At 62.2% G+C, this 25,370-nt stretch carries 28 protein-coding genes and 1 tRNA gene; 11 read left to right on the top strand and 18 right to left on the bottom strand.

Features of this window, described 5'->3' with window-relative positions; genetic code table 11:
* The first annotated feature begins 7 nt into the window (after positions 1–7).
* Together F8R15_RS10505 and F8R15_RS10500 are read left to right on the top strand one after the other, a co-directional pair.
* Positions 8–1,525: a heme biosynthesis protein HemY gene (locus F8R15_RS10505; protein WP_078541476.1), complete on the top strand. Its 1,518-nt coding sequence runs from the start codon at positions 8–10 to the stop codon at positions 1,523–1,525.
* A gap of 52 nt (positions 1,526–1,577) precedes the next feature.
* A tRNA-Thr gene (locus tag F8R15_RS10500) sits at positions 1,578–1,653 on the top strand.
* Positions 1,654–1,735: 82 nt separating this feature from the next.
* On the opposite strand, the gene F8R15_RS10495 is transcribed toward F8R15_RS10500, so the two are convergent.
* The 5 genes from F8R15_RS10495 to F8R15_RS10475 all read right to left on the bottom strand — a co-directional run bounded on the left by F8R15_RS10495 (position 1,736) and on the right by F8R15_RS10475 (position 7,623).
* Positions 1,736–2,833, bottom strand: coding sequence for a flagellar basal body P-ring protein FlgI (locus F8R15_RS10495; protein ID WP_152844544.1), 1,098 nt, complete (start codon positions 2,831–2,833; stop codon positions 1,736–1,738).
* The gene (locus tag F8R15_RS10490; protein ID WP_152844543.1) at positions 2,833–3,834 is read right to left on the bottom strand and encodes a flagellar biosynthesis protein FlgL; all 1,002 of its coding nucleotides are present in this window, start codon (positions 3,832–3,834) and stop codon (positions 2,833–2,835) included. The genes F8R15_RS10495 and F8R15_RS10490 overlap by 1 nt, the downstream gene beginning before the upstream one ends.
* 1 nt (position 3,835) lies before the next feature.
* The gene (gene flgK, locus F8R15_RS10485) at positions 3,836–5,290 is read right to left on the bottom strand and encodes a flagellar hook-associated protein FlgK (protein ID WP_152844542.1); all 1,455 of its coding nucleotides are present in this window, start codon (positions 5,288–5,290) and stop codon (positions 3,836–3,838) included.
* A 30-nt stretch (positions 5,291–5,320) separates the two neighbouring features.
* The gene (locus F8R15_RS10480) at positions 5,321–6,655 is read right to left on the bottom strand and encodes a flagellar hook protein FlgE (protein WP_078605845.1); all 1,335 of its coding nucleotides are present in this window, start codon (positions 6,653–6,655) and stop codon (positions 5,321–5,323) included.
* A 119-nt stretch (positions 6,656–6,774) separates the two neighbouring features.
* Entirely contained in the window at positions 6,775–7,623 is an 849-nt protein-coding gene (locus F8R15_RS10475; RefSeq protein WP_078570586.1) for a flagellar motor protein MotB, read from the bottom strand.
* 144 nt (positions 7,624–7,767) lie between these two features.
* Here F8R15_RS10475 and F8R15_RS10470 point away from each other — a divergent pair, with 144 nt between their 5' ends.
* Genes F8R15_RS10470 through F8R15_RS10455 form a run of 4 tightly spaced genes read left to right on the top strand, consistent with a single transcriptional unit; the run spans position 7,768 to position 11,590 of the window.
* Positions 7,768–8,382 carry a paraquat-inducible protein A gene (locus F8R15_RS10470; protein WP_244176662.1) on the top strand — a complete coding sequence of 205 codons (615 nt, stop codon included), beginning with the start codon at positions 7,768–7,770 and terminating at the stop codon, positions 8,380–8,382.
* Positions 8,379–8,993 carry a paraquat-inducible protein A gene (locus tag F8R15_RS10465; protein WP_244176661.1) on the top strand — a complete coding sequence of 205 codons (615 nt, stop codon included), beginning with the start codon at positions 8,379–8,381 and terminating at the stop codon, positions 8,991–8,993. The genes F8R15_RS10470 and F8R15_RS10465 overlap by 4 nt, the downstream gene beginning before the upstream one ends.
* Positions 8,990–11,014: an MlaD family protein gene (locus tag F8R15_RS10460; protein WP_078551049.1), complete on the top strand. Its 2,025-nt coding sequence runs from the start codon at positions 8,990–8,992 to the stop codon at positions 11,012–11,014. Before F8R15_RS10465 ends, F8R15_RS10460 begins: the two co-directional genes overlap by 4 nt.
* Positions 11,015–11,026: 12 nt before the next feature.
* A complete protein-coding gene (locus F8R15_RS10455; protein WP_168173847.1) occupies positions 11,027–11,590 on the top strand; it encodes a membrane integrity-associated transporter subunit PqiC in 564 nt (187 codons plus the stop codon).
* Positions 11,591–11,606: 16 nt separating this feature from the next.
* Here F8R15_RS10455 and F8R15_RS10450 read toward each other — a convergent pair whose 3' ends face one another.
* The 5 genes from F8R15_RS10450 to F8R15_RS10430 form a co-directional block, all read right to left on the bottom strand.
* Complete coding sequence (locus F8R15_RS10450) at positions 11,607–12,140, bottom strand: flavin reductase family protein (protein ID WP_078541747.1); 534 nt, start codon at positions 12,138–12,140, stop codon at positions 11,607–11,609.
* An 80-nt stretch (positions 12,141–12,220) separates the two neighbouring features.
* Complete coding sequence (locus F8R15_RS10445) at positions 12,221–12,688, bottom strand: DoxX family protein (RefSeq protein WP_152844540.1); 468 nt, start codon at positions 12,686–12,688, stop codon at positions 12,221–12,223.
* Complete coding sequence (locus F8R15_RS10440; protein WP_152844539.1) at positions 12,685–13,458, bottom strand: DNA-binding domain-containing protein; 774 nt, start codon at positions 13,456–13,458, stop codon at positions 12,685–12,687. Before F8R15_RS10440 ends, F8R15_RS10445 begins: the two co-directional genes overlap by 4 nt.
* On the bottom strand, positions 13,442–14,284 hold the full coding sequence (locus F8R15_RS10435; protein WP_152844538.1) for a DUF692 family multinuclear iron-containing protein: 843 nt from the start codon (positions 14,282–14,284) through the stop codon (positions 13,442–13,444). The genes F8R15_RS10440 and F8R15_RS10435 overlap by 17 nt, the downstream gene beginning before the upstream one ends.
* Positions 14,285–14,339: 55 nt before the next feature.
* Positions 14,340–14,612: a DUF2282 domain-containing protein gene (locus F8R15_RS10430; RefSeq protein ID WP_078522705.1), complete on the bottom strand. Its 273-nt coding sequence runs from the start codon at positions 14,610–14,612 to the stop codon at positions 14,340–14,342.
* 127 nt (positions 14,613–14,739) lie between these two features.
* Here F8R15_RS10430 and F8R15_RS10425 point away from each other — a divergent pair, with 127 nt between their 5' ends.
* Positions 14,740–15,315 (top strand): sigma-70 family RNA polymerase sigma factor, encoded by a 576-nt coding sequence (locus F8R15_RS10425; protein WP_253732518.1) that lies wholly within the window; start codon positions 14,740–14,742, stop codon positions 15,313–15,315.
* A complete protein-coding gene (locus F8R15_RS10420; protein WP_152844537.1) occupies positions 15,312–15,941 on the top strand; it encodes an NrsF family protein in 630 nt (209 codons plus the stop codon). The genes F8R15_RS10425 and F8R15_RS10420 overlap by 4 nt, the downstream gene beginning before the upstream one ends.
* Before the next feature lie 3 nt (positions 15,942–15,944).
* On the opposite strand, the gene F8R15_RS10415 is transcribed toward F8R15_RS10420, so the two are convergent.
* The 3 genes from F8R15_RS10415 to F8R15_RS10405 all read right to left on the bottom strand — a co-directional run bounded on the left by F8R15_RS10415 (position 15,945) and on the right by F8R15_RS10405 (position 19,626).
* Positions 15,945–16,730, bottom strand: coding sequence for a 3'(2'),5'-bisphosphate nucleotidase CysQ (locus F8R15_RS10415; protein ID WP_152844536.1), 786 nt, complete (start codon positions 16,728–16,730; stop codon positions 15,945–15,947).
* Positions 16,717–18,066 carry a TldD/PmbA family protein gene (locus F8R15_RS10410; RefSeq protein WP_152844535.1) on the bottom strand — a complete coding sequence of 450 codons (1,350 nt, stop codon included), beginning with the start codon at positions 18,064–18,066 and terminating at the stop codon, positions 16,717–16,719. The genes F8R15_RS10415 and F8R15_RS10410 overlap by 14 nt, the downstream gene beginning before the upstream one ends.
* Before the next feature lie 69 nt (positions 18,067–18,135).
* Complete coding sequence (locus F8R15_RS10405) at positions 18,136–19,626, bottom strand: DUF2125 domain-containing protein (RefSeq protein WP_172976208.1); 1,491 nt, start codon at positions 19,624–19,626, stop codon at positions 18,136–18,138.
* Between the two features lie 118 nt (positions 19,627–19,744).
* Here F8R15_RS10405 and F8R15_RS10400 point away from each other — a divergent pair, with 118 nt between their 5' ends.
* Entirely contained in the window at positions 19,745–20,362 is a 618-nt protein-coding gene (locus F8R15_RS10400) for an enoyl-CoA hydratase/isomerase family protein (RefSeq protein WP_152844533.1), read from the top strand.
* 60 nt (positions 20,363–20,422) lie between these two features.
* On the opposite strand, the gene F8R15_RS10395 is transcribed toward F8R15_RS10400, so the two are convergent.
* The 4 genes from F8R15_RS10395 to F8R15_RS10380 all read right to left on the bottom strand — a co-directional run bounded on the left by F8R15_RS10395 (position 20,423) and on the right by F8R15_RS10380 (position 23,283).
* Positions 20,423–20,764 carry a DUF2853 family protein gene (locus tag F8R15_RS10395; RefSeq protein ID WP_078522711.1) on the bottom strand — a complete coding sequence of 114 codons (342 nt, stop codon included), beginning with the start codon at positions 20,762–20,764 and terminating at the stop codon, positions 20,423–20,425.
* Positions 20,765–20,864: 100 nt separating this feature from the next.
* On the bottom strand, positions 20,865–21,209 hold the full coding sequence (locus F8R15_RS10390; protein ID WP_152844532.1) for a TraR/DksA family transcriptional regulator: 345 nt from the start codon (positions 21,207–21,209) through the stop codon (positions 20,865–20,867).
* 99 nt (positions 21,210–21,308) lie between these two features.
* The gene (gene ahcY / locus F8R15_RS10385) at positions 21,309–22,700 is read right to left on the bottom strand and encodes an adenosylhomocysteinase (RefSeq protein WP_152844531.1); all 1,392 of its coding nucleotides are present in this window, start codon (positions 22,698–22,700) and stop codon (positions 21,309–21,311) included.
* 73 nt (positions 22,701–22,773) lie between these two features.
* On the bottom strand, positions 22,774–23,283 hold the full coding sequence (locus tag F8R15_RS10380) for a hypothetical protein (protein ID WP_152844530.1): 510 nt from the start codon (positions 23,281–23,283) through the stop codon (positions 22,774–22,776).
* 130 nt (positions 23,284–23,413) lie between these two features.
* Between F8R15_RS10380 and F8R15_RS10375 the strand changes: the two genes are divergently transcribed.
* Both F8R15_RS10375 and F8R15_RS10370 read left to right on the top strand, forming a co-directional pair.
* Positions 23,414–24,370: a glycosyltransferase family 8 protein gene (locus F8R15_RS10375; RefSeq protein WP_152844529.1), complete on the top strand. Its 957-nt coding sequence runs from the start codon at positions 23,414–23,416 to the stop codon at positions 24,368–24,370.
* Positions 24,367–24,951, top strand: coding sequence for a hypothetical protein (locus F8R15_RS10370; protein ID WP_078541454.1), 585 nt, complete (start codon positions 24,367–24,369; stop codon positions 24,949–24,951). Before F8R15_RS10375 ends, F8R15_RS10370 begins: the two co-directional genes overlap by 4 nt.
* Positions 24,952–25,006: 55 nt before the next feature.
* Here F8R15_RS10370 and F8R15_RS10365 read toward each other — a convergent pair whose 3' ends face one another.
* Positions 25,007–25,315, bottom strand: a complete 309-nt coding sequence (locus tag F8R15_RS10365; protein WP_078541453.1) for an H-NS family nucleoid-associated regulatory protein — start codon at positions 25,313–25,315, stop codon at positions 25,007–25,009.
* Between the last annotated feature and the right edge of the window lie 55 nt (positions 25,316–25,370).

The raw sequence follows: 25,370 nt of genomic DNA, 5'->3' as shown, positions 1-25,370 counted from the left end.
GACGGACATGATCTGGTCATTCATCAAAATCGCGCTGTTTCTGATTGTCGTCGCCGCGGCGACCCTGGGCCTCGCGCATCTCGCGGAGATGACGGGCGGTCTGCGGATCACGACGCTTGGCATGGAATTCACCTTGGGCCCGCTGCAGGCGGTGATCGCGGCGATCATCCTTTTCATCGCGATCTGGATTGTGATCCGGGTCGTCGGTCTGGTAGTCGCCTTCCTGCGCTTCCTTGCGGGCGACGAAACCGCGATCACCCGCTATTTCGACCGGCATCGCGAACGCAAAGGCTATCAGGCTTTGTCCGAAGGGCTGCTTGCGGCGGCGTCCGGCGAGGGCAAGCTCGCCATGTCGAAAGCGGCGAAGGCCGAGCGCTATCTGCAACGTCCGGAGCTGACCAACCTTCTCACCGCGCAGGCGGCGGAAGCCTCGGGCGACTCGAAGAAAGCGACCGAAGTTTACAAACGGCTCCTCGCGGATGACCGCACGCGGTTCGTGGGGATTCGCGGGCTGCTGCGCCAGAAGTTGGAAGAGGGCGATACCGAAACGGCGCTGAAGCTCGCGCAGAAAGCCTATGCGATCAAGCCGCGTCACCGTGAAGTTCAGGATACGCTTCTGGGGCTGCAGACTGAGACGGGCGACTGGAAAGGCGCGCGGGAGATTTTGCAGGCGAAGATGCGCCAGGGCGAACTGCCGCGTGACGTCCATAAGCGCCGCGATGCTGTCCTCGCACTGCAAGAGGCCAAGGGCGTCTGGCAGGAAGGCGCGAGCGTCGAGGCGCGTGAAGCTGCGATTTCGGCCGCCAAAGCGTCGCCCGATCTGGTGCCTGCCGTCGTGATGGCGGCCCGCGCCTATATCGACAAGGGCAAGAAAGGCGCGGCGGAGCGTATCTTGCGGAAGGCTTGGGAAGTGCGGCCGCATCCGGATCTTGCGACCGCTTTCGCGGAGATTACCCCGGATGAGACGCCGGAAGCACGGCTGAAGCGATTCTCGAAGCTGCTTTCGAGCCGTCCTGATCATGAGGAAACCCGCCTTCTGAAAGCGGAACTGAACATCGCGGCCGAAGATTTCCCTGCGGCGCGCCGGGCGCTGGGCGATCTCGTCGAGACACATCCGACGGCCCGATCGCTGACGATCATGGCGGCGGTCGAGCGCGGTGAAGGGGCGGAGGATGTCGTCGTGCGCGGGTGGTTGGCCCGGGCCCTGACTGCACCGCGCGGTCCGCAATGGTGCTGCGACAAATGTCAGAACATTCAGTCCGAATGGACGCCGATCTGTGACAATTGCGGTGGCTTCGACACGCTCAGCTGGCGCGAGCCGCAACAGGCGCAGTCGCCGCTGCCGCATGGGGCGGAGATGCTGCCCTTGATCGTGGGCAAGCCGAGTGCCGAACCCTCGCCCAAGAAAGAAGATGAAGCCGAAGACGCCCCCATTCAGGACGCGGAAATCGTCGATCCGCCGAAGGAGGAAGGCGAGGCTGCAAGTGCATCGAAGGAGACGCAAAGCGGAACTGCGACAGCTTGATCATTTTGGGGCTACACATCCCCGAAAGAGCATGGTAATCGCCCGCCACAGTGCCGGTGTAGCTCAGCTGGTAGAGCACGTCATTCGTAATGATGGGGTCGTAGGTTCGAGTCCTATCACCGGCACCACTTCCTGAAAGTTCAGGCGCAGAGGCGGAACCGCAAGGTTCCGCTTCGCTTGTTTCAGGGCAGTCGTTCTCGAGGCTTCAGGTCAATTCACGACAAATTCTGCATGCAACGCGCCCGCGGCATTGATGCTCTTGAGGATGTCGATCATGTCGCGCGGGCTAACGCCGAGCGCGTTGAGCCCCGCGACCAATTCCGCTAGCGAGCTGCCCTGTGGGACTTCGGCCATGCGAATGCCTGGCTCTTCTGTGAGAGTCGCCTGCGATCTGGGGACGACGACCGTATCTCCTTGCGAAAACGGGTTGGGTTGCACCACAAGGGGGCTATCCTCCACTTTGAGGGTCAGGTTCCCCTGGCTGACGGCAACGCGCGAAATCCGCACGTCTTCCCCCATGACGATCGTACCCGAACGCTGGTCGACCACGACCCGGGCGCGCTGTTCTGGTTCGACACTGAGATTCTCTACCCGGCCGATCGCATGCGCGACCGAGCGCGCGAGGGTCTCGCGAATGTTCAAAGCGACAGTGCCGCCGTCGAGCATTTCCGCGACGCGCCGACCGTATTCGCGGTTAATGGCGGTTTCAATTCGGCTTGCAGTGGTGAAGTCGGGCGTGCGCAGCGCGAGGCGCACCGTATTGAGGTCGTTTATCTCGAAGGCGATTTCGCGCTCGACGCGCGCGCCCGACGGAATATTTCCCGAGGTCGGAACGCCTTGAGTCACCGAAGCGGCGTTACCTTGTGCCACAGCGCCGCCGGCAATGATCGCTCCCTGCGCGACCGCATAGATTTCGCCATCTGCCGCTTTCAAAGGGGTCATCACGAGGGTGCCGCCAAGAAGGCTCTTGGCGTCACCAATCGCGGAGACGGTGATGTCGATTTGGCTTCCGGCGCGCGCGAAGGGTGGCAGGCTCGCCGTGATCATCACGGCGGCGACGTTCTTCGGTCGAAACTGTTCCCCGGTAACGTTAACGCCGAGCCGTTCGAGCATGTTCGACATGATCTCTTCGGTAAAGGGAGCGTTACGTAACCCGTCACCCGTACCGTTCAATCCAACGACCAGACCATAGCCGACGAGATCGTTCCCGCGCACTCCGTCGAATTCGACTAGATCCTTGATGCGGATCGGGGCGCAAAGAGCGATTTGCGGAAGGAAGACGAGGGCAACTAGCAACCAGCGCCACATCACATGTAATCCGTCATCGAGAGGTTGGCGAGCCGACGTGTCAGAAGATAGAGCGTCTCGATTTGGGAGCGTACCGCTTCGAGCGCGGTTGCCGAGGCGTACGGGTCGGCGCCGATGAGTTTCTTCCGTGCAATTTCAAGGCTGGCGCGTTCAGTATCGTTTCGCGTGGCTGCTGAGGCGACTTTGCCTTCGAACGAACCGACTTCCGCGGCGAGTTCGACGGCTGCGAGAGATCCCGAGTGAATTCTCGCACCCGCTTCCTTCGCAAGCGCACTTCGCTGGGCCAGGTTACCGTCGAACAAACCTCGGTCCAAAAGCGTGCCTATGGCGTAGCCCTTAATCGCGTCTTTAACGCGTGAGTCATTTGCGGTGACATTGATCGCGGCGGTTTCGCCCTCTGCGATGTGGAATTTTCCCCTGGCTTCGCCACCTTGATAGGAGGTTGCGGTGAAACCGCTTGGGTCGGCGAACCACATATCGAGGGTCGCAAGTACATCCGTCGCATTCGTCGCCCCTGAAATCTCCGCAGACAGGGACGTGATAATCGTTTCGGCATCGGGTAGCGGGGTCGTATCTCCTTGATCGCCCGCAAATATATAGCGTCCGACAGAATTCGTGTTGAGTGTTGCGATCAGCGCGTCGAACTTTTCGGCTGTCGACGCGACGGTCGCGTCGATCATGATCTTGCTGGAGGTGGTTGCGGCAGACATGAGGGCCGTACTGATGCCGTCGTCGAGGTTGCCGATCCGCGCGAGGCTGCGTTGCATCGCGTCTGCATATTGGCTCGCCTCGGTAGAGGCGAGGTCGAATGCGTCGAACAATCTCAGGCTCCGATCGATTGCGGAGAGCGCGCCGAAGTCGCCGGATACGGAGGCGCCGAGATCGGATTTTATGCCAGACGTCACTTCTTGGGTAAGGGTCGCCAATTTCGTATCCAGCGCTGCATTGTGGCGTCGCATCTGGAAATTCAGCGCCATGTCCCCAACAGAGAGATAGTTCATCTTAAATCTCCAGAAGCTGTTTGATCAGTGCATCGACGGTTTGGATGACGCGTGCATTGGCGCTGTAAAGTTCTTCAATTTGCAGAAGTTTCTGCATTTCATGATTAGTATCGACACCCTCAGCGAGGGCCTGCTCTTTCAATGTGTCGTAACGGGCCGTTGCATAGGTTTGAGTCGCCTCGTTGCTTTGACGATCGCTCGTAACTTGGGACAAGAAGCTTGCGAAAAGCTCTGCGCTTGAATGAAGCGACGGGCCAAAATTTCCGGAGGCGGGTGCGGACGCGGTTGTTAACGCTGAGGCGAGTGAGAAAAGATTTTCTGCGTTGCTCACGGGGCCAGGGGTGGATGCGCCGAAACCGTCACGCAGCAGCGAAAGCGAGCCTCCTTGTTCAGGGTCCGCGAGCGGGTTGATGACGATCCGAGCGGCGAGGCCTGTTTCGTTGAGCGGATCGAGCGGGCCTCCGCCATCTGTAAAGAGACCGGCTGCGCCGCCGCTGAGTGTTGGGTCGACCGCCGGGTCGCTGACCCTCTCGATCAGGTTGCGGGAGAGTGCGTCAATCTGAACCTGCAGGTTTGGAGCAAGTGTATCACGGATGGCGAAGAGGGCGCCAAGCGTGCCGCCGCCGAAGAACCCGTCATCGTCACTTGAGACTGCGTTTCCGTTGAGCGTCAGGCCTGAGAGAACCCCTCCGTCGTGGGTCATGTCCGGCGTTATGATTCCGCGCACCGTAAACTCGATCTCGACTGGGTTGCCTTCGAGAAGGACGGCACCGCCTGTGGTGAAGAGTGCGATTTGATCGTTTTCGCGCGGGACTTGGTGGGTGGGGACGATGCTGGAGATCCGGTCGACCAGCGTTTGACGTTGATCCTTGAGCGCATTGGTGTCATGGCCTGCGGCCTTTCCGGCCAGGATCGTTGCGTTGAGTTCATCGACCTGCGCGAGTGCGCTGTTTAGGGCGTCGACCTGCGTCGCGATTTTTCGATCTGCGTCCATCCGGCTGTCCTGCAATTCTGCGGAGAGCATATTCAGGTGCCCGGTGACCTCGCGGGCGGCGCTCAGCACTGTGGACAGGCGGGCTTCGCTTTCTGGGCGGCTGCCAGCTTCGACGAGCGAGGCTTCGAGCTCTGCGAATTTTGAGGATAAGGAGCTCGCATCCTCCGGCGTGCCGATGCGAGCTTCGAAGGTTGAAAGAAAGTCGCCGCGCAGTGAAGCGTTTTGGGCCGCAGCATCGGAGAGGCGGAGATCGCTGCGGAGGGTTTCGTTGACGATGCGGTCGACGTTGAGCACGCGAACGCCGGCGCCTTGCTGGCCGACGACGTGTGCGCCGAGTGAAATCTCGCGCCGGGCGTAGCCGTCGGTGAGCGCGTTGGCGGTATTGGAGGCCACGACCTCGGCCATGCGAGAGGCCGCGGTGAGGCCCGACAAGGCATTGGATAGCGTTTGCGAGATTCCCATTGCGACCTCCCGTCGCCGATCCGATCAGGATCAGCGTTTGATATTGGTGGTTTCCTGCAGCATCTCATCGACCGTTTGGATTACCTTGGCGTTGGACGAGTAGGCGCGCTGCGTCTGGATGAGATTGGTCAGTTCCTCTGCAACATCGACCGTCGAGCCTTCGCGAGCGTAGCCTTCGATCGACCCGGTCGGACCGTCACCGGCATTCCACAAGAAGAAAGAGCCGGAGTTCGAGGAGACTTCGAAGATCTGATTGTCGAGCGCGATCAGGCCGTTCTGATTGGGAACATCCACGAGGGGGATTTGATAGACGGTGCGGATGAACCCGGTGTCGTAGGTCGCTTTGATGTAGCCATCCTCATCGATTTCGACAGCCGTGAGATTGCCGACGGGCGAGCCGTCCTTCGTGATCGATGTCGGCGAGAAACTGTCGGAGAGCTGCGTCAAGCCGTTGGTATCGCCGATTTTGCCGATGGTGACGCTCAGCGGACCGCCGGCGACGGAGAGATCGAGCGTGCCGGTCGAGGCATCATAGGCGCCACCCGCGATAACGTTGACAGAGGCCAGCGTGCCGCCGCTGCTACGGCTGTCGTCAAAAGTCAGGACATAGCGGCCGATGACGCTTTCATCGGTCGCGGGGGTGCCCGGGTCATCCACCGTGGCGCTATCGCGAATAACCATGGCCCATTCGTTAGAGGCGCCGCTGGCCGGGACGGTCGGATAGAATGTAATGTCCAGGGTTTCGGATGTTCCGAGATTTCCGAAATACTCGACGGAAAGTGGTAGCGTATCGCCCGCAGATCCGGCTTCGGTGTCCGTCGCGGGGAGGTTGACCCCGAGATTAAGCGTCGTCGTGGGGTCGCCGGCGGTCTGGTTGGCGTTGATCACCACCGGTTCCATCCCGGACATGGTGTCGCGCGCGAAGGTCGGGATGGTGCCATCGGCACTGGCGGGCCAACCAAGCAGAACAAGCCCGGATTCGGTCATCAGTGTCCCGTCGACATCGGTACGAAACGCGCCGGTCGTGGTCATCTTCAAAGGTTCGTCGCCCGTCGAGTTATCGAGCGCCACGGCCGTCATGACGGGCAGCATACCGCGTCCGGAAACCGCGATGTCGAGCGCGTTCGAGGTGGAGACCAGCGAGCCTCTCTCTTCGATGAGGCGACTCGTGGAGGCACGGACACCGCCAGCCGAATAGGAGCCAGTCTTCGCCGCCTGATTGATCACCATGCTTTCGAATTCGGTGACGGCGCGCTTGTAGCCGTAGGTGCTCGAATTCGCGATATTGTCCGAGATCGTGGCAAGACGTGTGGCATTCGCGGCCAAGCCGGCCACGCCCGCATTGAGCGAGGAAGAAATGGACATGGATGCGCCTTTCTGCTGCTGCGTCCGAAGTTCTTCCTACCTTTGCGCCCGGGTGTTTAAGATCGCCCTAACAGGTCTGCCTTTTTCGACCCGTGGTTACCATTTCGCTAAGACGCGCCTCACCGGCCATTGCGTAGCACGATCACTTCGAGACGGTTGTTGCGCAGGTCCATCGCACGCTCGACCTTGGGCTTGCGATCGGCGAAGCCGCTGACGCGCTGCATCCGATCGGGGGGGAAGCCGGCCTCGTCCAGCAATGTCCGCATCGCTTGCGCGCGTGCGGCGGAAAGCTCCCAGACCGGGTCATGGGCCAGCATTTTCGGGTAGGATCTCGTGTAGCCGTTGATCGCGACGTTGTTTGAGACGAGCGAGAAGACCCGCGTCAGGATTTTCGCCAGATCGGGGAGAACCGGCTGCGGCTTGGCGGTGTCGCCGACGAAAAGCGGCGCGTCGGGCAGGTCGGAAATCTCGATGATCAGACCCTCGTCGGTCACGCGGGTCACGATGTGGCGTGCGAGCTGCTCGCTGATCATCGACTCGCCACCCACGCCCATCAGAGCTTGCTCGATCGCGCGCGCCATCTCTTTCAAGCTGGCCGTGTCGCTGTCCTGTGTGTCGTCCGCGGAGTTTTCGCCGCGGGCCTGACGCTCTTCGGTCGGGCGTTGCGAGACGGCACCGGTGCCGCTCTGTGCAATCTGGTCCTCTGAGAAGACGGAATCCCCGCCGAAAGCGCCTTCTCCGCCACCGGAGATGCGATTGATCGGGATCGTCGGATTGAAGTAATCCGCGATGCCCTTGCGTTGTTTCTCGGTTGTCGCGTTCAGCAACCACATCAGCATGAAGAAGGCCATCATCGCAGTGACGAAATCGGCATAGGCCACTTTCCACGCCCCACCGTGGTGCCCGTCGCCTGCGACAACCTTCTTACGCTTGATGATGATTGGCGCCGCGTTGTCGCGGTTGCTCATTCCACCACCTCTTTTCACCCGCGTCCGGTATAGTAGGCGCGTGTTAACAGGCGATTGACGGATAAAATGCGAGCCATCGGCCTCTTCCCTTGTCGTGGCGCGGGCAATCGCTAGATTTGGCAGATGAATGGGCACCCGAACACAATGACAGTTGACCCGGCCGACCTGATTGCCTGTCCGCAGTGCGACGCGCTCTATCGCGCGACGCATCTGCCCGATGGCAAGCGGGCGACCTGTGTTCGCTGTGGAACGGTGCTGATCTCGCCGCGCGAGCGGTCCTTTCTACATGTCATCGCCTTCTCCTTCACCGGGATGATCCTGATGATCGGAGCGATCTTCTTTCCCTTCCTCGAGATTTCGACGCGCGGGCTGAGCCACGAGAGCTCTATCTTCGGCGTCGCGATGGCGTTTTCCGATGGATGGATCGCGCCTCTGGCCTTCTTCGTGCTTTCGATGATCGTGGCGCTGCCGATCTTCCGCTTCGCCGCGCTGATCTACACGCTCTGGCCGCTCGCCAATGGCAAACCCGCCTGGAAACACGCCGCGACGATGTTTCGCCTCGCCGAGGAAAGCCAGCCCTGGGCGATGGCGGAGATCTTCATCATCGGCACGGCGGTGGCGCTGGTGAAACTCGGCGGTCTCGCCAAGGTGTCGCTCGGCCCTGCCTTCTGGGCTTTCTGCGTTCTCATCATCGTGATCGCGCTCAAGAACTCCTTTGTCAGCAAATGGACGATATGGGACGCGATCGAACGAAAATGAATGTGCTGACCGCCACCGATGCCGGCTTGATCGGCTGCACCCGCTGCGGCCGGGTCTGGACCCCGGATCATGCGCATTGCGAACGCTGCGGCGCGACGCTGCACAAGGTCGACAAGAGCGGGCTGCAGCGCGTCTGGGCGTGGTGGATCGCGGGGCTGATCTTCTACATTCCCGCCAATCTCTACCCAATGCTGGTCACGGCGACGCTTGGTCATGAGCAGAAAAACACCATCGTCGGCGGCGCGATGGAGCTGTGGCGGCATCACAATTACGGCGTGGCGCTGATCATCTTCGGCGCCTCGGTGATGATCCCGATCGGGAAATTCATCGCCATTGCCTATCTAGCCCTCGCGGTCGGAAACGAGCGCCGCAAAGGCGGCCCTCCGCATCTGCATCTCTACGAGGTGGTGGAATTCATCGGCCGCTGGTCGATGATCGACGTCTTCGTCGTGGCGATCCTCTCCGCACTGGTGCAGCTTGGTTTCGTGGCCTCGATTCATCCCGGCCCTGCCGCCGCGTCTTTTGCCCTCTCGGTTGCATTCACCATGCTATCCGCCCAAAGCTTCGACCCGCGCCTGATCTGGCGCGGCCCTGACAGAGTGAGTTCATGAACGACACCCCCGAGACCGGCCCGGCCGAGCTGGAAACCTCCAACGCTCCGCGCCCGATCTGGACGCGGCTTTCCGTCGTCTGGATCGTGCCGCTGATCGCCTTGCTGATCACGCTCGGCGTCGCATGGAAGACGGTCTCGGATCGCGGGATGCTCATCCATATCAACTTTAAGGATGCGACCGGGGTCGAGATCGGCACGCCGCTCAAGTTCCGCGATGTCGATGTCGGCAAGGTCGAGAGCGTCTCTTTCACCCCCGATCTGGAGCAGGTGCAGCTCGGCGTGCGCATCGACAACGAGGTTGCGCCGTTCGTCGATCAGGATGCGAAATTCTGGCTGGTGCGCCCCGAAGTGTCAGCGCGGGGTATTCAGAACCTCGGGACGGTGCTGTCGGGCACCTATATCGAGGGCTTCTGGAACAATAAGCCCAACGGGCAGCAGAGCATGTTTCAGGGTCTCGACAAGCCGCCGATCTCCCCCGATCCGACCAAGGGCACCATCATCGAGTTGCGCGCGAAGGATGCGGGCGGGATCGTCGATGGGGCGCCGGTTCTCTATCACGGGCTGACGGTGGGCCATCTGCAGAACCTGCGGCTCGACGATGACGGGTCCGGCGTGATCGTGGATGCGTTCATCGAAGCCCCGTATAATAAACAGCTGACGACCCAGACCCGGTTCTGGGACACGTCGGGCTTCTCCGTGAAATTCGACACCTCTGGTCTCAGCCTCGACGTGCGCTCGCTCGCGACGCTGGTGCAGGGCGGGGTGGAATTCGACACGTTCACCAGCGGCGGCGGGATCGTCGAGAATGAACACGCCTTCCGTCTCTACGACGGCAAGGACACGGCGGAAAACTCGGTCTTCCAGTCGGACGTGGTCGACCCGCCGAAATACACGCTGCTGTTCGATGATCCCGTGCAGGGGCTCGAAGTCGGCTCGAAAGTGCAGTTCCGGGGCGTCGAGGCGGGAGAAGTTACCGGGCTTGCGATCAAGATCCGCAAGGACAGCACCGGCCAGAGCTATGCGCAGCAACAGCTCACGATCGCCCTGTCGCCGGACCGGCTCGGCCTGTCCCGCGACGCCGGTGAAGAGGCCGTGACCCAGTTCCTTCAGGGCGAGATTCAGAGCGGCCTGCGAGCGCGGATCGCGAATATCGGGCTTCTCGGCGGAACGACGGTGATTGAACTGACCGATGTGCCCGATCTGCCAGACGCCGAGATGAATCTCGACGCCAAACCCTATCCGACGCTCCCGACCGCGCCTGCGGCCGAGAACGATCTCTCGAAATCGGCGCAGGGCGTCTTCAAGCGGATCGAAGGGCTGCCGATCGAGGAGGTGATGAGCTCCGCGATCCGCACATTGGATTCGATTTCGGCCGTGGCCGAGAGCGAGGAAACCCGAAAAGTTCCGGGCGAGTTGTCCGGCCTGCTGGAGCAGCTCAAGACCTTCACGACCGAGCTGAACAAGAAGGATGCCGCGGATAAGACCGTGGCTGCACTCGACCGTGTGACGGAGGCCGCGTCCTCCGTGCTCGAGGAAATCTCGGGTCTCGACGAGACGCTCTCTTCTGCAGATCGCGCCGCGACGGCCATCGCAGATATGCCGCTCAAGGATGTGGGCGATAAACTCGACACGATCCTCGCCAGTATCGACCAGCTTCTGAATAAGCCCGGCACGCAGGACCTGCCGCAATCGCTCAACGACACGCTCGAGCAAACCGCCGCGATCCTGACCCAGCTGAAGGAAGCGAATGCGGCCGACAAGCTGAACCAGACGCTCGATGCGGCGCAGAACGCAGCGGATTCGGTGTCGAAAGCCTCGGATCAGCTGCCGGAACTGACGCAGAAGCTGCAATCGCTCGTCGATCAGGCGGGGGCTCTGGTCGCGACCTATGGCCGTGGCTCCAACTTCTCGAACGAAACCCTTAGCACCTTGCGCGAGTTGCGTCGGGCGATCTCGAATATCGGCTCGCTCGCGCGTATGATCGAACGCAATCCGCAGTCCTTCATTCTGGGCCGCTGACAGGAGATGACGATGAAAGCTCTAAGCCTGATCCCGCTATGCCTCCTGGGCCTCGCGGCCTGTTCCGATCCCGAGAAGATCGCGCGCTATCCAATCGACCCGCCCACCGCCGAGAAGGCGCTGCCGAACCGGCTGGGCCGGGCCGAGCTGCGGGAGGTATCGCTGCCGGATTATGCGGGCGGACAGGAGATCGCCTTCCAAACTGCGGACGGGGCGCTGCGGTCGAACCCGGACAACCTCTGGGCGGATGATCCGGCGCGGTCGGTGACGCTGGCGTTGGCGCGGCAAATCTCGTCCCTCTCTGGGGCCACCGTGATTTCCGAGCCGTGGCCGCTCGCCGATCCGCCCTCCCGCAGGATCGAGGTCCGGATCGAGCAGATGCTGCCGGGCGCCGACGGGCTGCTGCATGTTGCGGGCGTCTATTTCGTCTCGGCGAATGGCTATGAGCGCAGCGGAGACACGGTGCGGCGGTTCGACTTCACGGTGCCGATCGGTTCTCAGGAACCGCAGGCCATCGCAAAAGCGAACAGCGCGGCGGTGACGGTGCTGGCGCGGCAGATCGCTCAGCTGCGCTGATCGGTTGAAGCTTTAATCAGTTGCGCTGATCGGGAAGGAAGCGCCCGAACTGGCCACCCGCGAAGAGCAGGGGGTCCGTCCCGGCGCCTTTCACGAAGCGGGTGACGCGACCGATGATGATCGTGTGATCCCCGCCATCGTGGCGCGCCTCGGTCACGCATTCGAACCGGGCGAGCGTGTCGTCGATCAGCGGAACGCCCGCCGCGTTCAGCCGGTAGGACAGACCGTCGAACCCTTCGCCGCGCTTGGTGAACCGCTTGGCCAGCGCCTCCTGATCGTAGCGCAGCACATGCACGGCAAAAGTGGGTGTCGCGGTAAAATGCGCATGTCGGAACGAAGAACGCGCCGCCGACCATAGGATCAGCGCCGGATCGAGCGATACCGAGGCGAAGCTGTTCACCGTCATCCCGACGGGCTCTGCCGCGTCTTCATGCGCGCAAGCGGTCACCACGGTCACGCCGGTCGCGAATTGCGCGAGCGCATCGCGCAAAAGCCGCGTATTCGCCGGGTCGGGCAGGTGGCCGTGGCCGTCGCTCTCGGCGCGGCCCATTGCGGCTTCGATATCGTAGCTTTCGCGCATCGGCTCTCCTTTGCGCTCACACATAATCGTGCAGGCGGGGAGAGCAAGGCTCAGCGTTCCAATCCGATGAGCTTATCGAGAGAAAGCCGCCCGGGACCCTTCATCAAGACCGTCAGAAGCGCGATTGCCCAAAGCCCATGCGTGACCCACGCGCCGGGATAGACGAAGATCTGGATCACCAGCGTCATCGCCAGAAGCGCCAGCGCCGCGAGTCGGCTGCCAAGGCCGAAGATCAGCAGCAATGGGAAGAAATGCTCCGCGAAGGTCGCGAGCACCGCCGCCCATTCATGCGGAATGACGGGCAGGTCGTATTCGTATTGAAAGAGGGTGAAGGTGGAATCCTTGATCATGAACCCCTCTACCTTGGTCCGCCCGGACATCCAGAACACCATCGCCGGAAAGAGCCGCGCTCCGATCAGAACAATCTCCTCCGGGAAGCGCTGGGCTATATCGGAAAACCGATGATACAGCCGGAATAGACCCTGTTTTGGGGTTTTCATCTCGATCGTATCGGTCATGACTCGTCTCCTCTTTCGATGCCCGCGCCAACGATCAGCGCATTTTCCACCAGCAGCAGAAGCGCTGCGTTGAGGTCAAAATCCGCTCCCGCCCGGTCTTGTGCGCGGGCGACGGTTTCGCCTGCGGAGAGGGCTGAGATGAAGCGGCCGGTCGAGCTACGCACGACGGACGTGATCACATGAGAGATCCCGCGCCGCGCAATCAGCAGCGTCTCCGGTCTCCATTCCTTCGCACGCGGTGGTGCGGGGCCGCCCGGTTGTTGCGAGGCCCAGATCGAACCGGCGGGCGTCAGCAGCTGAAGTATCTGCACCGACGGATGCAGATCGAGACACAGGTGAGTGCCCGCGCGGGTGGCGGTTTCTTGCAGAAGTTCCGGCGCAACAGGCTCTGCATCGGCTGCGTGATAGGCCCGGCTGCGCGCCCATTCGATGCGGGCGACGTCGGGCAAATAGCTCAGCGATTGCAGCGAAGGTTCATCCGCCAGATAGGCCGGAAACGCGCCGCCCCATTCGGTCAGGACGGGCGTGCGCGGCGGGTGCTCGGCGATGTAGGCCCGGGCGATCCCCCGGAAGCACTCCGCGCCAAGAAGCCGTTCGATCGCCGGGAAATGACGCGCAAGCGCCTGTGTCAGCCCATGTGCCACGTTGTTGCGATAAACGTCGAAGCGGCGCTCGATCTCTGCCGGGTCCTGGGCGGTGGCGTTTTGTGGCGCGGGCCCTCCGGCCAGGCTCTCGCGGAACCCGCGGGCGAAGTCACGATGCGAGCGCATCGTGGTCACCCGACAGGATCATCGACGCGCGCTCGGCCTCGGCCATCAAGGTGGCGAAGTCCGGCACGTCATTGTCCCATTCGATAAGGCTCGGTAGCTGCCCGGTTTTAGAGACTGTTTCGGCGTAAAGCGCCCAAACCGGCTCCGCGACTTCGCGCCCGTGGCTGTCGATCAGCAGGGGCCCGGAGGGCAGCTCTTCCTCTTCATGGCCCGCCAGATGAATCTCGCCGACACGGTTCAACGGGAACGCCTCGAGATAGGCGCGCGGATCCTGTCGGTGGTTCACGCAGGACACGAAGACATTGTTCAAATCGAGCAGCAATCCGCAGCCGGTGCGCTGACTGATCTCCGTCAGGAATTCGGTCTCGGGAATGTCGGAGTCGTCGAAGAGCACATAGGTCGCCGGATTCTCCAGCAGCATCCGGCGGCCGAGATGCTCCTGCACCTCATCGACGTGATCACAGATCAGCGACAGCGTTTCCACCGTGTAGGGCAGGGGCAGCAGATCGTGCATCCAGACACCGCCATGGCTTGCCCAGGCAAGGTGCTCCGAGAAGCTCTCGGGGTCGTATCGGTCGCACAGGAGCTTGAGCCGCGCGAGGTGGTCGCGATCCAGCGGGTCGGGCCCGCCGATCGAGAGGCCCACGCCATGCACCGAAAGCGCATAATCCGCGCGCAACCGTTCCAGCATCGCATGCGGCATCCCGCCCGCGCCCATGTAGTTTTCCGCGTGGATTTCGAAGAACCCGAGGTCTGGTTTCGTCTCTGATATGGCGGGAAAATGCTCTGGCTTGAAGCCGAGGCCCGCTTTGCGTGGCAGTGTCATGGCAGCCTCCATCGGTGAGGAAACGGGGCGTGCCGTCCGCACGCCCCGCTTGGGGTTACATCTCCTTGGGTTCGAGCGAGCCCATGCCGTGCGGCGTCTCGATCTCGGTGCAGGTGCCCGCCGGGACGAGTTTCCAGGCGTTGCCCTGATAATCCATCGTCGCGGTACCGGCGCAGGTGGTGCCGGGACCGGCGGCGCAATCGTTCTGCCCGGCCATCGCGACGCCGTAGCATTTCTCCATCGCCTGATCTTCGGCATGGGCGGCGCTGGCCAGCCCCATCGCGCAAGTCAGAGCAGTTGCAAAGCCAAGGGTGGTTTCGGTCTTCATGGTAGTCTCCCTGATTGGTTGGGACCGTTTGCGGTCCTGATCACCTTTCGCGAGAGGTCACGCTGGCGTTACGCACATCACGCCAGCGTGAACGAAAAAAGTTTTTCTATCGGGCTGTAACGAAGGCATGATCGCGAACGAAGGGATGGCGATGATGCATGATCGGCGGGCAGATTGGTCGCAGCTCCTGCGGGCTGCGAATGCGGGCGACAAGCGCGCCTACGGTCTGTTCCTGCAGGCCGTGACCCCGGTGTTGCGGTCTGTCGTGCGGGCACGCGGTGCCGGGCTGTCCGAGGCCGATTGCGAGGATGTCGTGCAGGAGGCGTTGCTCGCCATCCATCTGAAGCGTCACACGTGGCGCGAGGATGAGCCGGCGGCGCCGTGGTGCTACGCGATCGCCCGGCACAAGGTGGTTGACGCCTTTCGGAAGCGGGGGCGGCGTATCCATCTTCCGGTGGAGGATTTCGCCGAGATGCTGCCCGCCGCTCCAGAGGCCGATCCCACGGAAAAGGCCGATATAGAGACGTTTTTGACCCATCTCGAGCCCCGCGCCGCGCAGCTGGTGCGCGCTATCGGGCTCGAAGGGAAAAGCATCGCGGAAACCGGCGATGCGTTAGATATGAGTGAGGGAGCGGTGCGCGTGATGCTGCATCGTTCGTTGAAAAAACTGGCCGCGCTTCGCGAGAGGCTGATCGAGATATGAAAACCGAAGACCTGATATCCGTATTGCAACAAGACACGTTGCCCGATCCGCGCCCGAAGCAGGTGCTTGGCCGCTGGCTTGTGCCGGCGCTTCTGCTGTCGGCACTGTTCGTGATTTCGGTCTATGGCCTGCGTTTTCCGCTGGAACAGACCCTTATGACGCCGGAAATCGCTCCAAAATTCTACCTGCCGCTGGTCCTGGCCGTGCTTGTGACGCCGATGGCGGTGCGCCTCGGGCGGCCCACGGCGAAGGTATCGACGGGATGGCTCTGGATCTTCCCGGCGATCGGGGCGGCGCTTTTGGCCTATGCGTTTCTGACCACGCCCGACGGTCAGCGCATGGCGGATTTCGAGGGCGAGACGATCCTGCCCTGCCTGATCTCCGTGCCGATGCTGTCCCTCCCGGCGCTGGGCGCGCTCCTTGTCAGCCTGCGCAAAGGGGCGGTGACGCGCCCGGCTCAGGCCGGGGCGCTGGCGGGGCTTGCCGCCGGAGGCATGGGCACCGCGATCTACGCCCTGCACTGCACCGAGGATAGCCCGCTGTTCTACGTCACGTGGTACGGGCTCGGGATCGTCGTGGTGATGCTTGTGGGGGCTCTGATCGGGACGCGCGTGCTGCGCTGGTAGACCCTAATCCGGCCAAAACGCCAGATTTTCGATGAATTTCTCATGCAGGGTCGGGTTGGCGACGACCAGTCCGCTCGATTGCGGCGGCGACCGGTTGAACCGCAGCGCGCGACCGTTGCGATCCGTCGCGAGCAGCCCCGCGCGTTGCGCGATCAAGCTCGCCGCGGCGATATCCCACTCCCATGCCGGACGCAGCGAAATCGTCGCGTCGAACCGGCCTTCCGCCACCAGACACAGCCGCCAAGCCAGCGACGAGCGGAAATGGCGGTGGTAATCCGGCTGGGCGTGCCGCCAGAAGCTCGGATTGTCGGAAAGTTTCGAGGTCAGCACCGTCGCGCCCGTGAGCGCTTCTTGTGTGCCGGGCCGGAGCGGCTCCCCGTTCAGGCAGGCCGGACCGTCGATCGTCGCGGAATAGGTGAGATCGTGAACCGGCAGATGCACCACGCCGGCCACGACCGCGCCATCGCGCACCACGGCGAGCGCATGGGCGAAGCCGCCATCATGGGCAAGGAAGGCGCGCGTGCCGTCGATCGGATCGACAATGAAGGTCGAGCGCGCCTCGAGACGCGCCGGATCGTCCGTGCTTTCCTCCGACAGCCAGCCGTAATCGGGCCGGGCGCCGCGCAGACGCTCTTCCAGCAGCGCGTTCACCGCCAGATCGGCCTCCGAGACCGGACCGGCCCCGTCGCCTTTGTCCCAGGCTTCGGGCGCCTTCTTCCAGTAAGTCAGGGCGAGCGCACCGGCCTCTTTCGCGGTCTCGATGAGAAGGGGAAGATCAGTCTCCGGCAAGCGTCATCCCTTCGAGGAGAAGCGAGGGCACGATATGGCTCAGATGCATCCGCGCGTCATTCGCGGGCCGGATGCTGCGGAGCATATCGCGCAGGTTGCCCGCGATTGTGCATTCATTGACCGGATAGACCGGCTCGCCGTTTTCCACCCAATAGCCCGAGGCCCCGCGCGAATAATCGCCCGTGTTGGGGTTGATCGTGGCCCCGATGAAGGAGGTCACCAGAAGCCCGGTGCCCATCTCGGCCATCAGCTCCTCGCGCGTCTTGTCGCCCTGCGTCAGGGTCACGTTGCCGATGCCGGGCGAGGGCGGCGAGGAAGTGCCGCGGCTGGCATTCGCCGTCGATTGCAGCCCGAGCTTGCGCGCGCAGGCGAGGTCGAGGGTCCAGCTTTTCAGCACACCGTTCTCGACGATGGCGCGGCGCGCGGTGGCCAGCCCTTCCGCGTCGAAGGGGCGCGAGCCGGAAACGCGCTTGCGATGCGGCTCCTCGATCAGCGAGAGCCCTTCGGGCAGAACTTGCTCATTCAATGCGTCGCGCAGCCACGAGGCGCCGCGGCAGATCGCCTGCCCGTTCACCGCCGACAGAAGATGCCCGATCAGGCTGCCCGAGACGCGCTCGTCGATCAGCACCGGATAGGCACCGGTTTTCGGGCGGCGCGGATTGGCGCGGGCGGCGGCGCGTTCGCCGGCCAGACGTCCGATTTCTTGGGCGCTGGGCAGATCGGACTGGAAGATGCGGCTCTCGGCGGCCCAATCGCGCTCCATCCCCAGCCCCTCGCCGGAAATCGCGACGGCCGAGACGACGCGCGAGCTGCGGTCGTAACCACCCGCGAAGCCGTTGGAGGCTGCGACATGGACACGCCGATAGGAATAGGCGGCGGAGGCGGATTGCACCTGGGTGACGCCTTCGACGCCAAGCGCCGCGGCCTCGGCCTCGAGCGCGTCGGCCTGAAGCGCCTCGGCGGAGGGCTCGGCGCTCGGATCGGCCAACTCCATGCCGTCCGCATCGCGCCGGTCGGTTAGCTGCGACGGATCGGCGAGCCCGATGAACGGATCTTCCGGCGCTTCGCGGGCCATCGCGATCGCGCGCTGCGCCATTTCCTCGAAGGTGCGGGTAGAAATATCGGAGGCGGACACACAGGCCTGTTTGCCGCCGAGAAGGACACGCAGCCCGATCTCGACGCCCTCCGATCGCTCGGCCTGTTCGAGACGGCCTTCGCGGACATCGATCGCAACCGAACGCCCATCGACCGCAATGGCATCGGCGGCAGGGGCACCTGCGCGCTTTGCAGCCTCGAGCAGCGACTGGGTCAGATCGGAGAGGGAGGGCTTGGTCAATTTACACCTCGTGAGAATAACGAAAGCCGCCCGGAGACCCGGACGGCTTCTCGCCGTGGGTTTCAGTCTTTACTGGACGCGTTGGCCGTTGACGAGGATTTCCCCGCCATCCTGGAACTCGACCTGCGACTCGTAGGCATCGTCGCCCGTGGGCTTGGCGTAGAGGCCGAGCATCATCCGCCCGAACATGATCTGATCCTGCGGCACGAGCCCCATCGCAACCAGCTTGTCCATCAGCGCATTAGCTCCGGTCAGCGTCAGGTCGATCTTGCCCGTGGGCATCGGCATCGGCCCGCCATTCTTCAGCTCAAGCGCGCCCTTGCCGTTCAGATCGGCACCGACCATCGACAGCTTGATGTTGTTGATGTCGACGGTGTCGACCTGCATCGGCGGCGCGTCCATCGCGGCGGCGGCCGGGCTGAACAGGTCCTCGGAGAGCTTCATCTTGCCCGAGAGATCGACCTGCAGCGTTGCCGGGTCATGCGGAAGATCGCCGTTCGGGTCGAACATGGCCCAGATATTGTCGGAGACCGTGACGCCGTTGAAGCCAAGCTTTGCCTTGTAGTCCTGCGCCTCGTCGGCTTTCGCGACCGGCATCGCGAAATTCATGTCCGCCGACTGGATATCCGCGGTGATCGGGAAGGGCAGTTCGGGTGTCGTCATCTCGATATGGCTGGAATTGCTCTGGCCACCGAAGGACAGGCCGTCCTTCGACATCGCAATATCGAGTTTGCCGCCCTGATCGGTAGACTTCTGATCGACCTTGCCGTCGGGACCGTCGGCACTCACTGTCCAGTTCGAGCCGGCATAGGTCATCGCAAGATCGAGGTTCGCCCCGGCATTGAGCGCCTCGTCGAGCTTCTCGGAGTCGACGCCCTTGGGCATCGCGAAACTTCCCTCATAGGCGAGGTCGTTCATCTGGCCGTTCATGTTAAACGTGCCGCTGCCCTCGGGATCGGCACCCGATGCGGTCAGGTCCAGCGTTCCGATCGACATCTTGGAGTCGACCGAATGCATATCGCCATCGACGACGTGGTAATTGCCCTTGGTGTTCTCCAGCGAGAAGTACATTTTGACCGGCACGTCCTGCCCCTCGGCGGTGACGGTCTGGTCGAGATCCATCGTCATCTTCGGCGCGTCGATATCGTAGGTCAGGTCGCCCGGCGACCCGGATACGATGACCTTGCTGTCCGTCTGGGTCATCGTCATCTTCATGGCGATGTCCGAGGTGTCGGTGCCCGGCTTGCCGGTCATGTCGCCGGTCATGGTCTCGGGGAAGACGGTCTCCACCGTGCCGTCGCCAAGATCGCGCAGCTTCAGTTCCGGCACGTCGAGCGTGAGGCTCATGTTGTCGACATTGCGCACCATCTTCACGTCGGAGACGGTGAGCGTGTCGCCCTCGCGGTTCTGGCTCCCGACCATCACCTCATAGCCGTAGGTCTGGTATTCGGATTGCCACGCCTGCCAGACCTGCTCCGCGGTCACATCCGCAAAAGAGGCCGTGGTGGACAGCAGCGAAACCACAACGGCGCCGGAACCGACGGTTTTGAGCCATGCCATGAGAGGGGTACCTTTCCACTGAGAACCAAGTCGCGCCATCCTCCTTTGGGTCAGGCCGATGGTCAAGCCTTCCCGGGGCTGCTAGACGGGTTTCACGGGAGTTGTGAGGAGGCTGGGAATGATCCGCCACGAGATCGAGAACGGGCTGTGGCGTGTGACCATAGACCGGCCTGAAAAAGCCAATTCGCTGACCGGTGCGATGCTGGGAGAGATCGCCGATCTGGCCGAGCGCGCGGGACGGGAAGAGGCGCGGGCTTTCGTGCTGAGCGGGAATGGCAAGGTCTTCTCCGCCGGCGCCGATCTGGACGAGGCGAAATCCGGTACGCTCGCGACCGATCCGGTCTGGGAGCGGCTTTCGGGCGCGATCGCTTCGCTGCCCTGCCTGACGATCGCGGCGCTCAACGGCACGCTGGCCGGGGGCGCGATGGGCATGGCGCTGGCCTGCGATCTGCGCATCGCCGTGCCGGGCGCGAAGTTCTTCTATCCGGTGATGAAGCTCGGCTTCCTGCCGCAGCCCTCGGACCCTGCGCGCATGGTCGCGCTGGTGGGGCCTGCGCGGGCGAAGATGATCCTGATGGCGGGACAGAAGATCGAGGCCGAAGAGGCGCTGAGCTGGGGGCTGATCGACCGGATCGTGCCGCGCGAGGCGCTCGAAGAGACGGTCGAGACGCTGGCGGCCGACGCGCTGGGCGCGCAGGCGGCGCATGTCGCCGGGATCAAGGCGCTGATCCGCTAAAGCGAACGGCCCGGACAGGCCGGGCCGTGGGTCGTCATACGCTGCGCGAGGTGCTCGCGATCAGGCGTAGACGCTTTCTTTGCCGAAATGCTTGGTGAGCATGTAATAAATCACGGCGCGATACTTGTTGCGCTCGGACCGGCCATAGGTCTCGATCACGCTGTCGATCGCATCCATCAGCGCGGGGCTGTCCGAGAGGCCAAGCTTTTTGACGAGGAAGTTGTCCTTCACGGTCTCAAGCTCTGCCTTGTCCGTCGCCGCCACGGTCGAAGAATCCGCATTGTAGATCGAGGGCCCGCAGCCGATCGTTACCTTGGTCAGAAGATCCATGTCCGGGGTCATGCCGCATTTGGATTTCAGATCCTCGGCGTATTTCTCAATCAGCTCGTCTCTTTTACCCATGTGTCCCACCTATCAGGTTGCTTTGCCCAGAAATGAAGGCAGCCGCAGGGTAAGCCGAGATAGTGAAATTACAAAGCGTAAATCCCGGAACGCGCGTGGCTCAACCGCCGCCGCGACAGGAGACGCATTGCGTGAAGGTCGGGTCGAGTTCGAGGCGCTTCTCGGGGATCGGCTCGCCGCAGCTGTCGCAATAGCCGAATTCGTCTTCCGCGATGCGCTGGAGCGCGGCCTCTATCGCGGTGATCCGATGCTGACGGCGGCCATCGACCGCATTGGCCATCGCCTGGTTCTGCAGCGCGTCCATGCGCGACAGCCGCCCGACGCTTTGCTGATCCAGCTCGACGGGTTTGCGGGTCTGCGCGGTGTCCTGCGACGCGCTGCGCAACTCGGTCAGCTCCGCCTCCAATTGCGGTTTGAACCGCGCAGCAAGATCTTCGGGTGACATCGCTCTCCTCCTGTCCCGAGGAAAACCGATCATGGCCGGCGTTGCACGTAAAAAGGCCGCACCCTGCGGTGCGGCCTTTGAAATCGCGATGCGATCGGGTCAGTAGCGGTAATGCTCGGGCTTGAAGGGCCCTTCCACCGTGACGCCGATATAGTCGGCCTGATCGGGCTTGAGCTGGGTCAGCTTCACGCCGATCCGCTCCAGATGCAGGCGGGCGACCTTCTCGTCGAGATGCTTGGGCAGGATGTAGACGCCCGGCGCATAGTCTTCGCCCTTGGTCCACAGCTCGATCTGCGCCAGCACCTGATTGGTGAAGGAGGCGGACATCACGAAGCTCGGGTGGCCGGTCGCGTTGCCGAGGTTCAGCAGGCGGCCTTCCGACAGCAGAATGATGCGCGAGCCCGAAGGCATCTCAATCATGTCCACCTGGTCCTTGATGTTGGTCCACTTGTGGTTCTTCAGGTTCGCGACCTGAATTTCATTGTCGAAATGGCCGATGTTCCCGACGATCGCCATGTCCTTCATCTCGCGCATATGCTCGATCCGGATGACGTCCTTGTTGCCGGTGGTGGTGATGAAGATGTCGGCGCTATCGACGACGTCTTCCAGTACGACGACCTCGAACCCGTCCATCGCGGCTTGCAGCGCGCAGATCGGATCGACTTCGGTGACCTTCACGCGAGCGCCTGCGCCACGCAAGCTCGCGGCGGAGCCTTTGCCCACATCGCCATAGCCGCAGACGACAGCGACCTTGCCGGCCATCATCGTGTCGGTGGCGCGGCGGATGCCGTCCACGAGGCTCTCTTTACAGCCGTATTTGTTGTCGAATTTCGACTTGGTGACGGAGTCGTTCACGTTGATCGCCGGGAAGGGCAGCAGGCCCTTCTTGTGCAGATCGTAAAGGCGATGCACGCCGGTGGTGGTCTCTTCCGAGACGCCCTTGATCGCGTCGCGCTGCTTGGTGAACCAGCCGGGGCTCGCCGCGAGCCGCTTCTTGATCTGGGCGAACAGCGCCTCTTCCTCTTCCGAGGTGGGCACTTCGATCAGGTCGGTTTCACCGTTTTCGACGCGCGCGCCGAGGAGGATATAGAGCGTCGCATCCCCGCCATCGTCGAGGATCATGTTGCAGGTGCCTTCCTCGAACTGGAAGATCTGGTCGGTGTAGGACCAGTATTCCGCGAGCGTCTCGCCCTTGATCGCGAAAACGGGCGTGCCGCCCGCCGCGATCGCCGCGGCCGCGTGATCCTGCGTCGAGAAGATGTTGCACGAGGCCCAACGCACATCGGCGCCAAGCGCCTTGAGCGTTTCGATCAGCACCGCGGTCTGCACGGTCATGTGCAGCGACCCCGCGATGCGTGCCCCTTTCAGCGGTTTGCTCTCGCCGAATTCCACGCGGCAGGCCATCAGGCCCGGCATTTCGGTTTCGGCGATGTCGAGCTCCTTCCGGCCGTAGTCGGCCAGAGCGATATCCTTGATGACGTAATCGGCCATGTGCGGCTCCCAATCTGAATTTGGAAGCTATGTAGCACTGGGACCGTAAAGCGGCAATGAAGGCCGATCACGATCAGGTTGCGGGAAGAATCCCTTCGCGATGCAGGAGCGCCACCGGGTTGTTGCCACGCTTCCAGTCGGTGCCCGAGGACACGATGCAGGAGACGTTGTCGGCGCGGGTGTAGACCGCAGTCCAGGTGCCCATAATGCTCGAAGCGTAAAGCTCGACTTTCCGGTGATCGCCAAGCTGTTTCGTCATCGCGGGCTTTTCCGCGAAGTCGTGATTTAGCGAGTCCACGAGCTTCGCGCGATTGTCGCAATAGGGCTGATCGGGGCTTTGCGCCTCGCCGATCGCGGTGACGTCGTCGAATGCCGACAGATCGCCGTAGGGAATCTCGTACGGGATATCTTCCATCGGTTGGCCGTTGCCCTCATAGCCATCGAGCATGACCTGCCGCGCCGCTTCGGGTTGCGGGGCAGGTGTCACAGCCTCGTCGCTGCGTACGGCGGCGATGGCGATGGTAGCGGGGATCGAGATAATCGCGATCCCGGCGGCAAAGAACGTAGTTTTCGAGGTCTGCATTTTGGCGTCCCCTTTTTCTCTCCGTGTCAAGCCAAGAACACACTCCGCGCGAAAATGTTCCTCAATCTGTGGCGTTTACAGCTGCAATGGCTTTGGCTAGTCACAGATACGCGCTGCATGAGAGGGGCGAATGGAGATCAATCTGGCCTGTTCGAAACCTGCGCAGCACCGCTCTGCGATCGCGTTTTGCTGCGATGACGCTTACCTGCCTTATGCCGCGCATGCGGCGGGACAGATCGCGCAGCTTCACCCGGATCGGGATTTCGATATCTGCATCGTCAGCGCCGAGCCGGTGACGCTTCCGGCGTCGCTCGACGGTTTGAACCTGCGGCTGTGCAGTTTCGATCCCGAGCTGATATTTTCGGGTTTTTCGACGGATCGCGGGCGCAGTTCGGCCATGTATATGCGCCTCATGCTGCCGAAGATTTTCGCGGATGATTATGACCGCATTCTCTATCTCGACGCCGATATTCACGTGGAAAGCGGCGATCTCTCGCAGCTGTTGACGGTCGACCTCGGGGAGAAGCCGGTCGCCGCGGTGCGGGATAATCCGCAATGGCGGACGCCCTCGCGGATGCCGGAGGATTTCAAGGATTTCGATCTAGAGAATGCCGCCTATTTCAATTCCGGCGTGCTGCTGATCGACGTGGCGAACTGGAACGCTCAAGGCATTCTCGACGCGGCGCTGAGCTTCGGGGAAAAGAACGGCGCCCGCCTGCGCCGCAACGATCAGACGCTTCTCAATTGCGTTCTGTATCGCAACTGGGCGGAGCTCAGTCCGATGTGGAACTGGCAATATACCCCGGCCTCGCGGCTGCATGAGGCGATGGTCAGCGCGCATATCGTTCATTTCATCGGTCCGTCGAAACCGTGGAAGGCGAGACCGGAAACCCTGCCGCCGCGGTTCGGGCGGGGTTTGCGCCATTTCTGCGCCGCGCATTTCCCGGAACGGCGCTTCGATATTCCCGACGGCCCCGGGCCGGGCAGTAAGCTGATGACGAAAATGCTCATCCGGCACCTCATCAACAGAAACAAAATGGCGCGCTATCTCGCGTGCTTTCCCGACGACTATACGGTGATCACGTGAAACGCGCTTGGCAAAGGATGCTTTCGGGGCGCAGGCTCGACCTGCTGGACCCGACGCCCGTCGATATCGAGATCGAGGATATCGCGCATGGTCTGGCTTTCGTGGCGCGTTGGAACGGGCAGACTTTTGGCGATTGGCCCTATTCCGTGGCCGAACATTCGCTGCTGGTGGAGCAGATTTTCTGCCATCAGAATCCGAAGATCGCTGCGAAATGGAAATTGGCGGCGCTTTTGCACGATGCGCCGGAATATGTGCTGGGCGATATGATCAGCCCGGTGAAGGCGGCGATTGGCGAAGGGTATGGCACGCTTGATGATCGGCTGATCGCGGCGGTGCATATACGCTTTGGACTACCCGCAGCGCTCCCGGTGCGAATCAAACGCGCGATCAAAAAGGCGGATATCGTCTCGGCCCGCCTCGAAGCGGAACAGATCGCCGGGTTTTCCAAGGTTGAGGCTGACAAGGTCTTCGGAAAGCTCGCGCCCGAATATGCCGAAACCTTTAAAATCCATCTGCGGCCGCCCTCGGAAGTGCGCACGGATTATACCGCACGCCACGAAGCGCTTTTGTCAGAGCTGTAATACGAGTGCCTGCCATTTTGGCAGGCACTCGTATTCAAAAATACTTATTTGTTTCTCAGATCTTCAGATCGTCGAGAGATTTGCCATTATCAAGCGCGGCTTGCACCCAACGCGGCTTACGGCCACGACCGGTCCAGGTTTCGCTGGCATCGTCCGGATTTGCGTATTTCGGCGGCACGGTGCGGCGCGGCTTGGCCGAACCCGACCCGGTCAGTTCCGCCAGCGAATAGCCCATATCGCGGGCCGCGCGCTCAAGCTGATCGATCGCTTCTTTCTTCTTGCGATCCTCGTAGCCGGAGATCGCCTTGTCGACTTGCTTACGAAGAGCTTTCAGCTCGTCGAGGGACATATCATCTAGATTCATTTTAAAGCTCCGAATTGGATATCCGGAGCATTAAATAGAAACCTTAAATATTTAA

The organism is Thioclava sp. JE_KL1 (genome assembly GCF_009296265.1).
GTDB lineage: Bacteria > Pseudomonadota > Alphaproteobacteria > Rhodobacterales > Rhodobacteraceae > Thioclava.
This window is presented reverse-complemented; position numbering and strand designations above follow the sequence as displayed.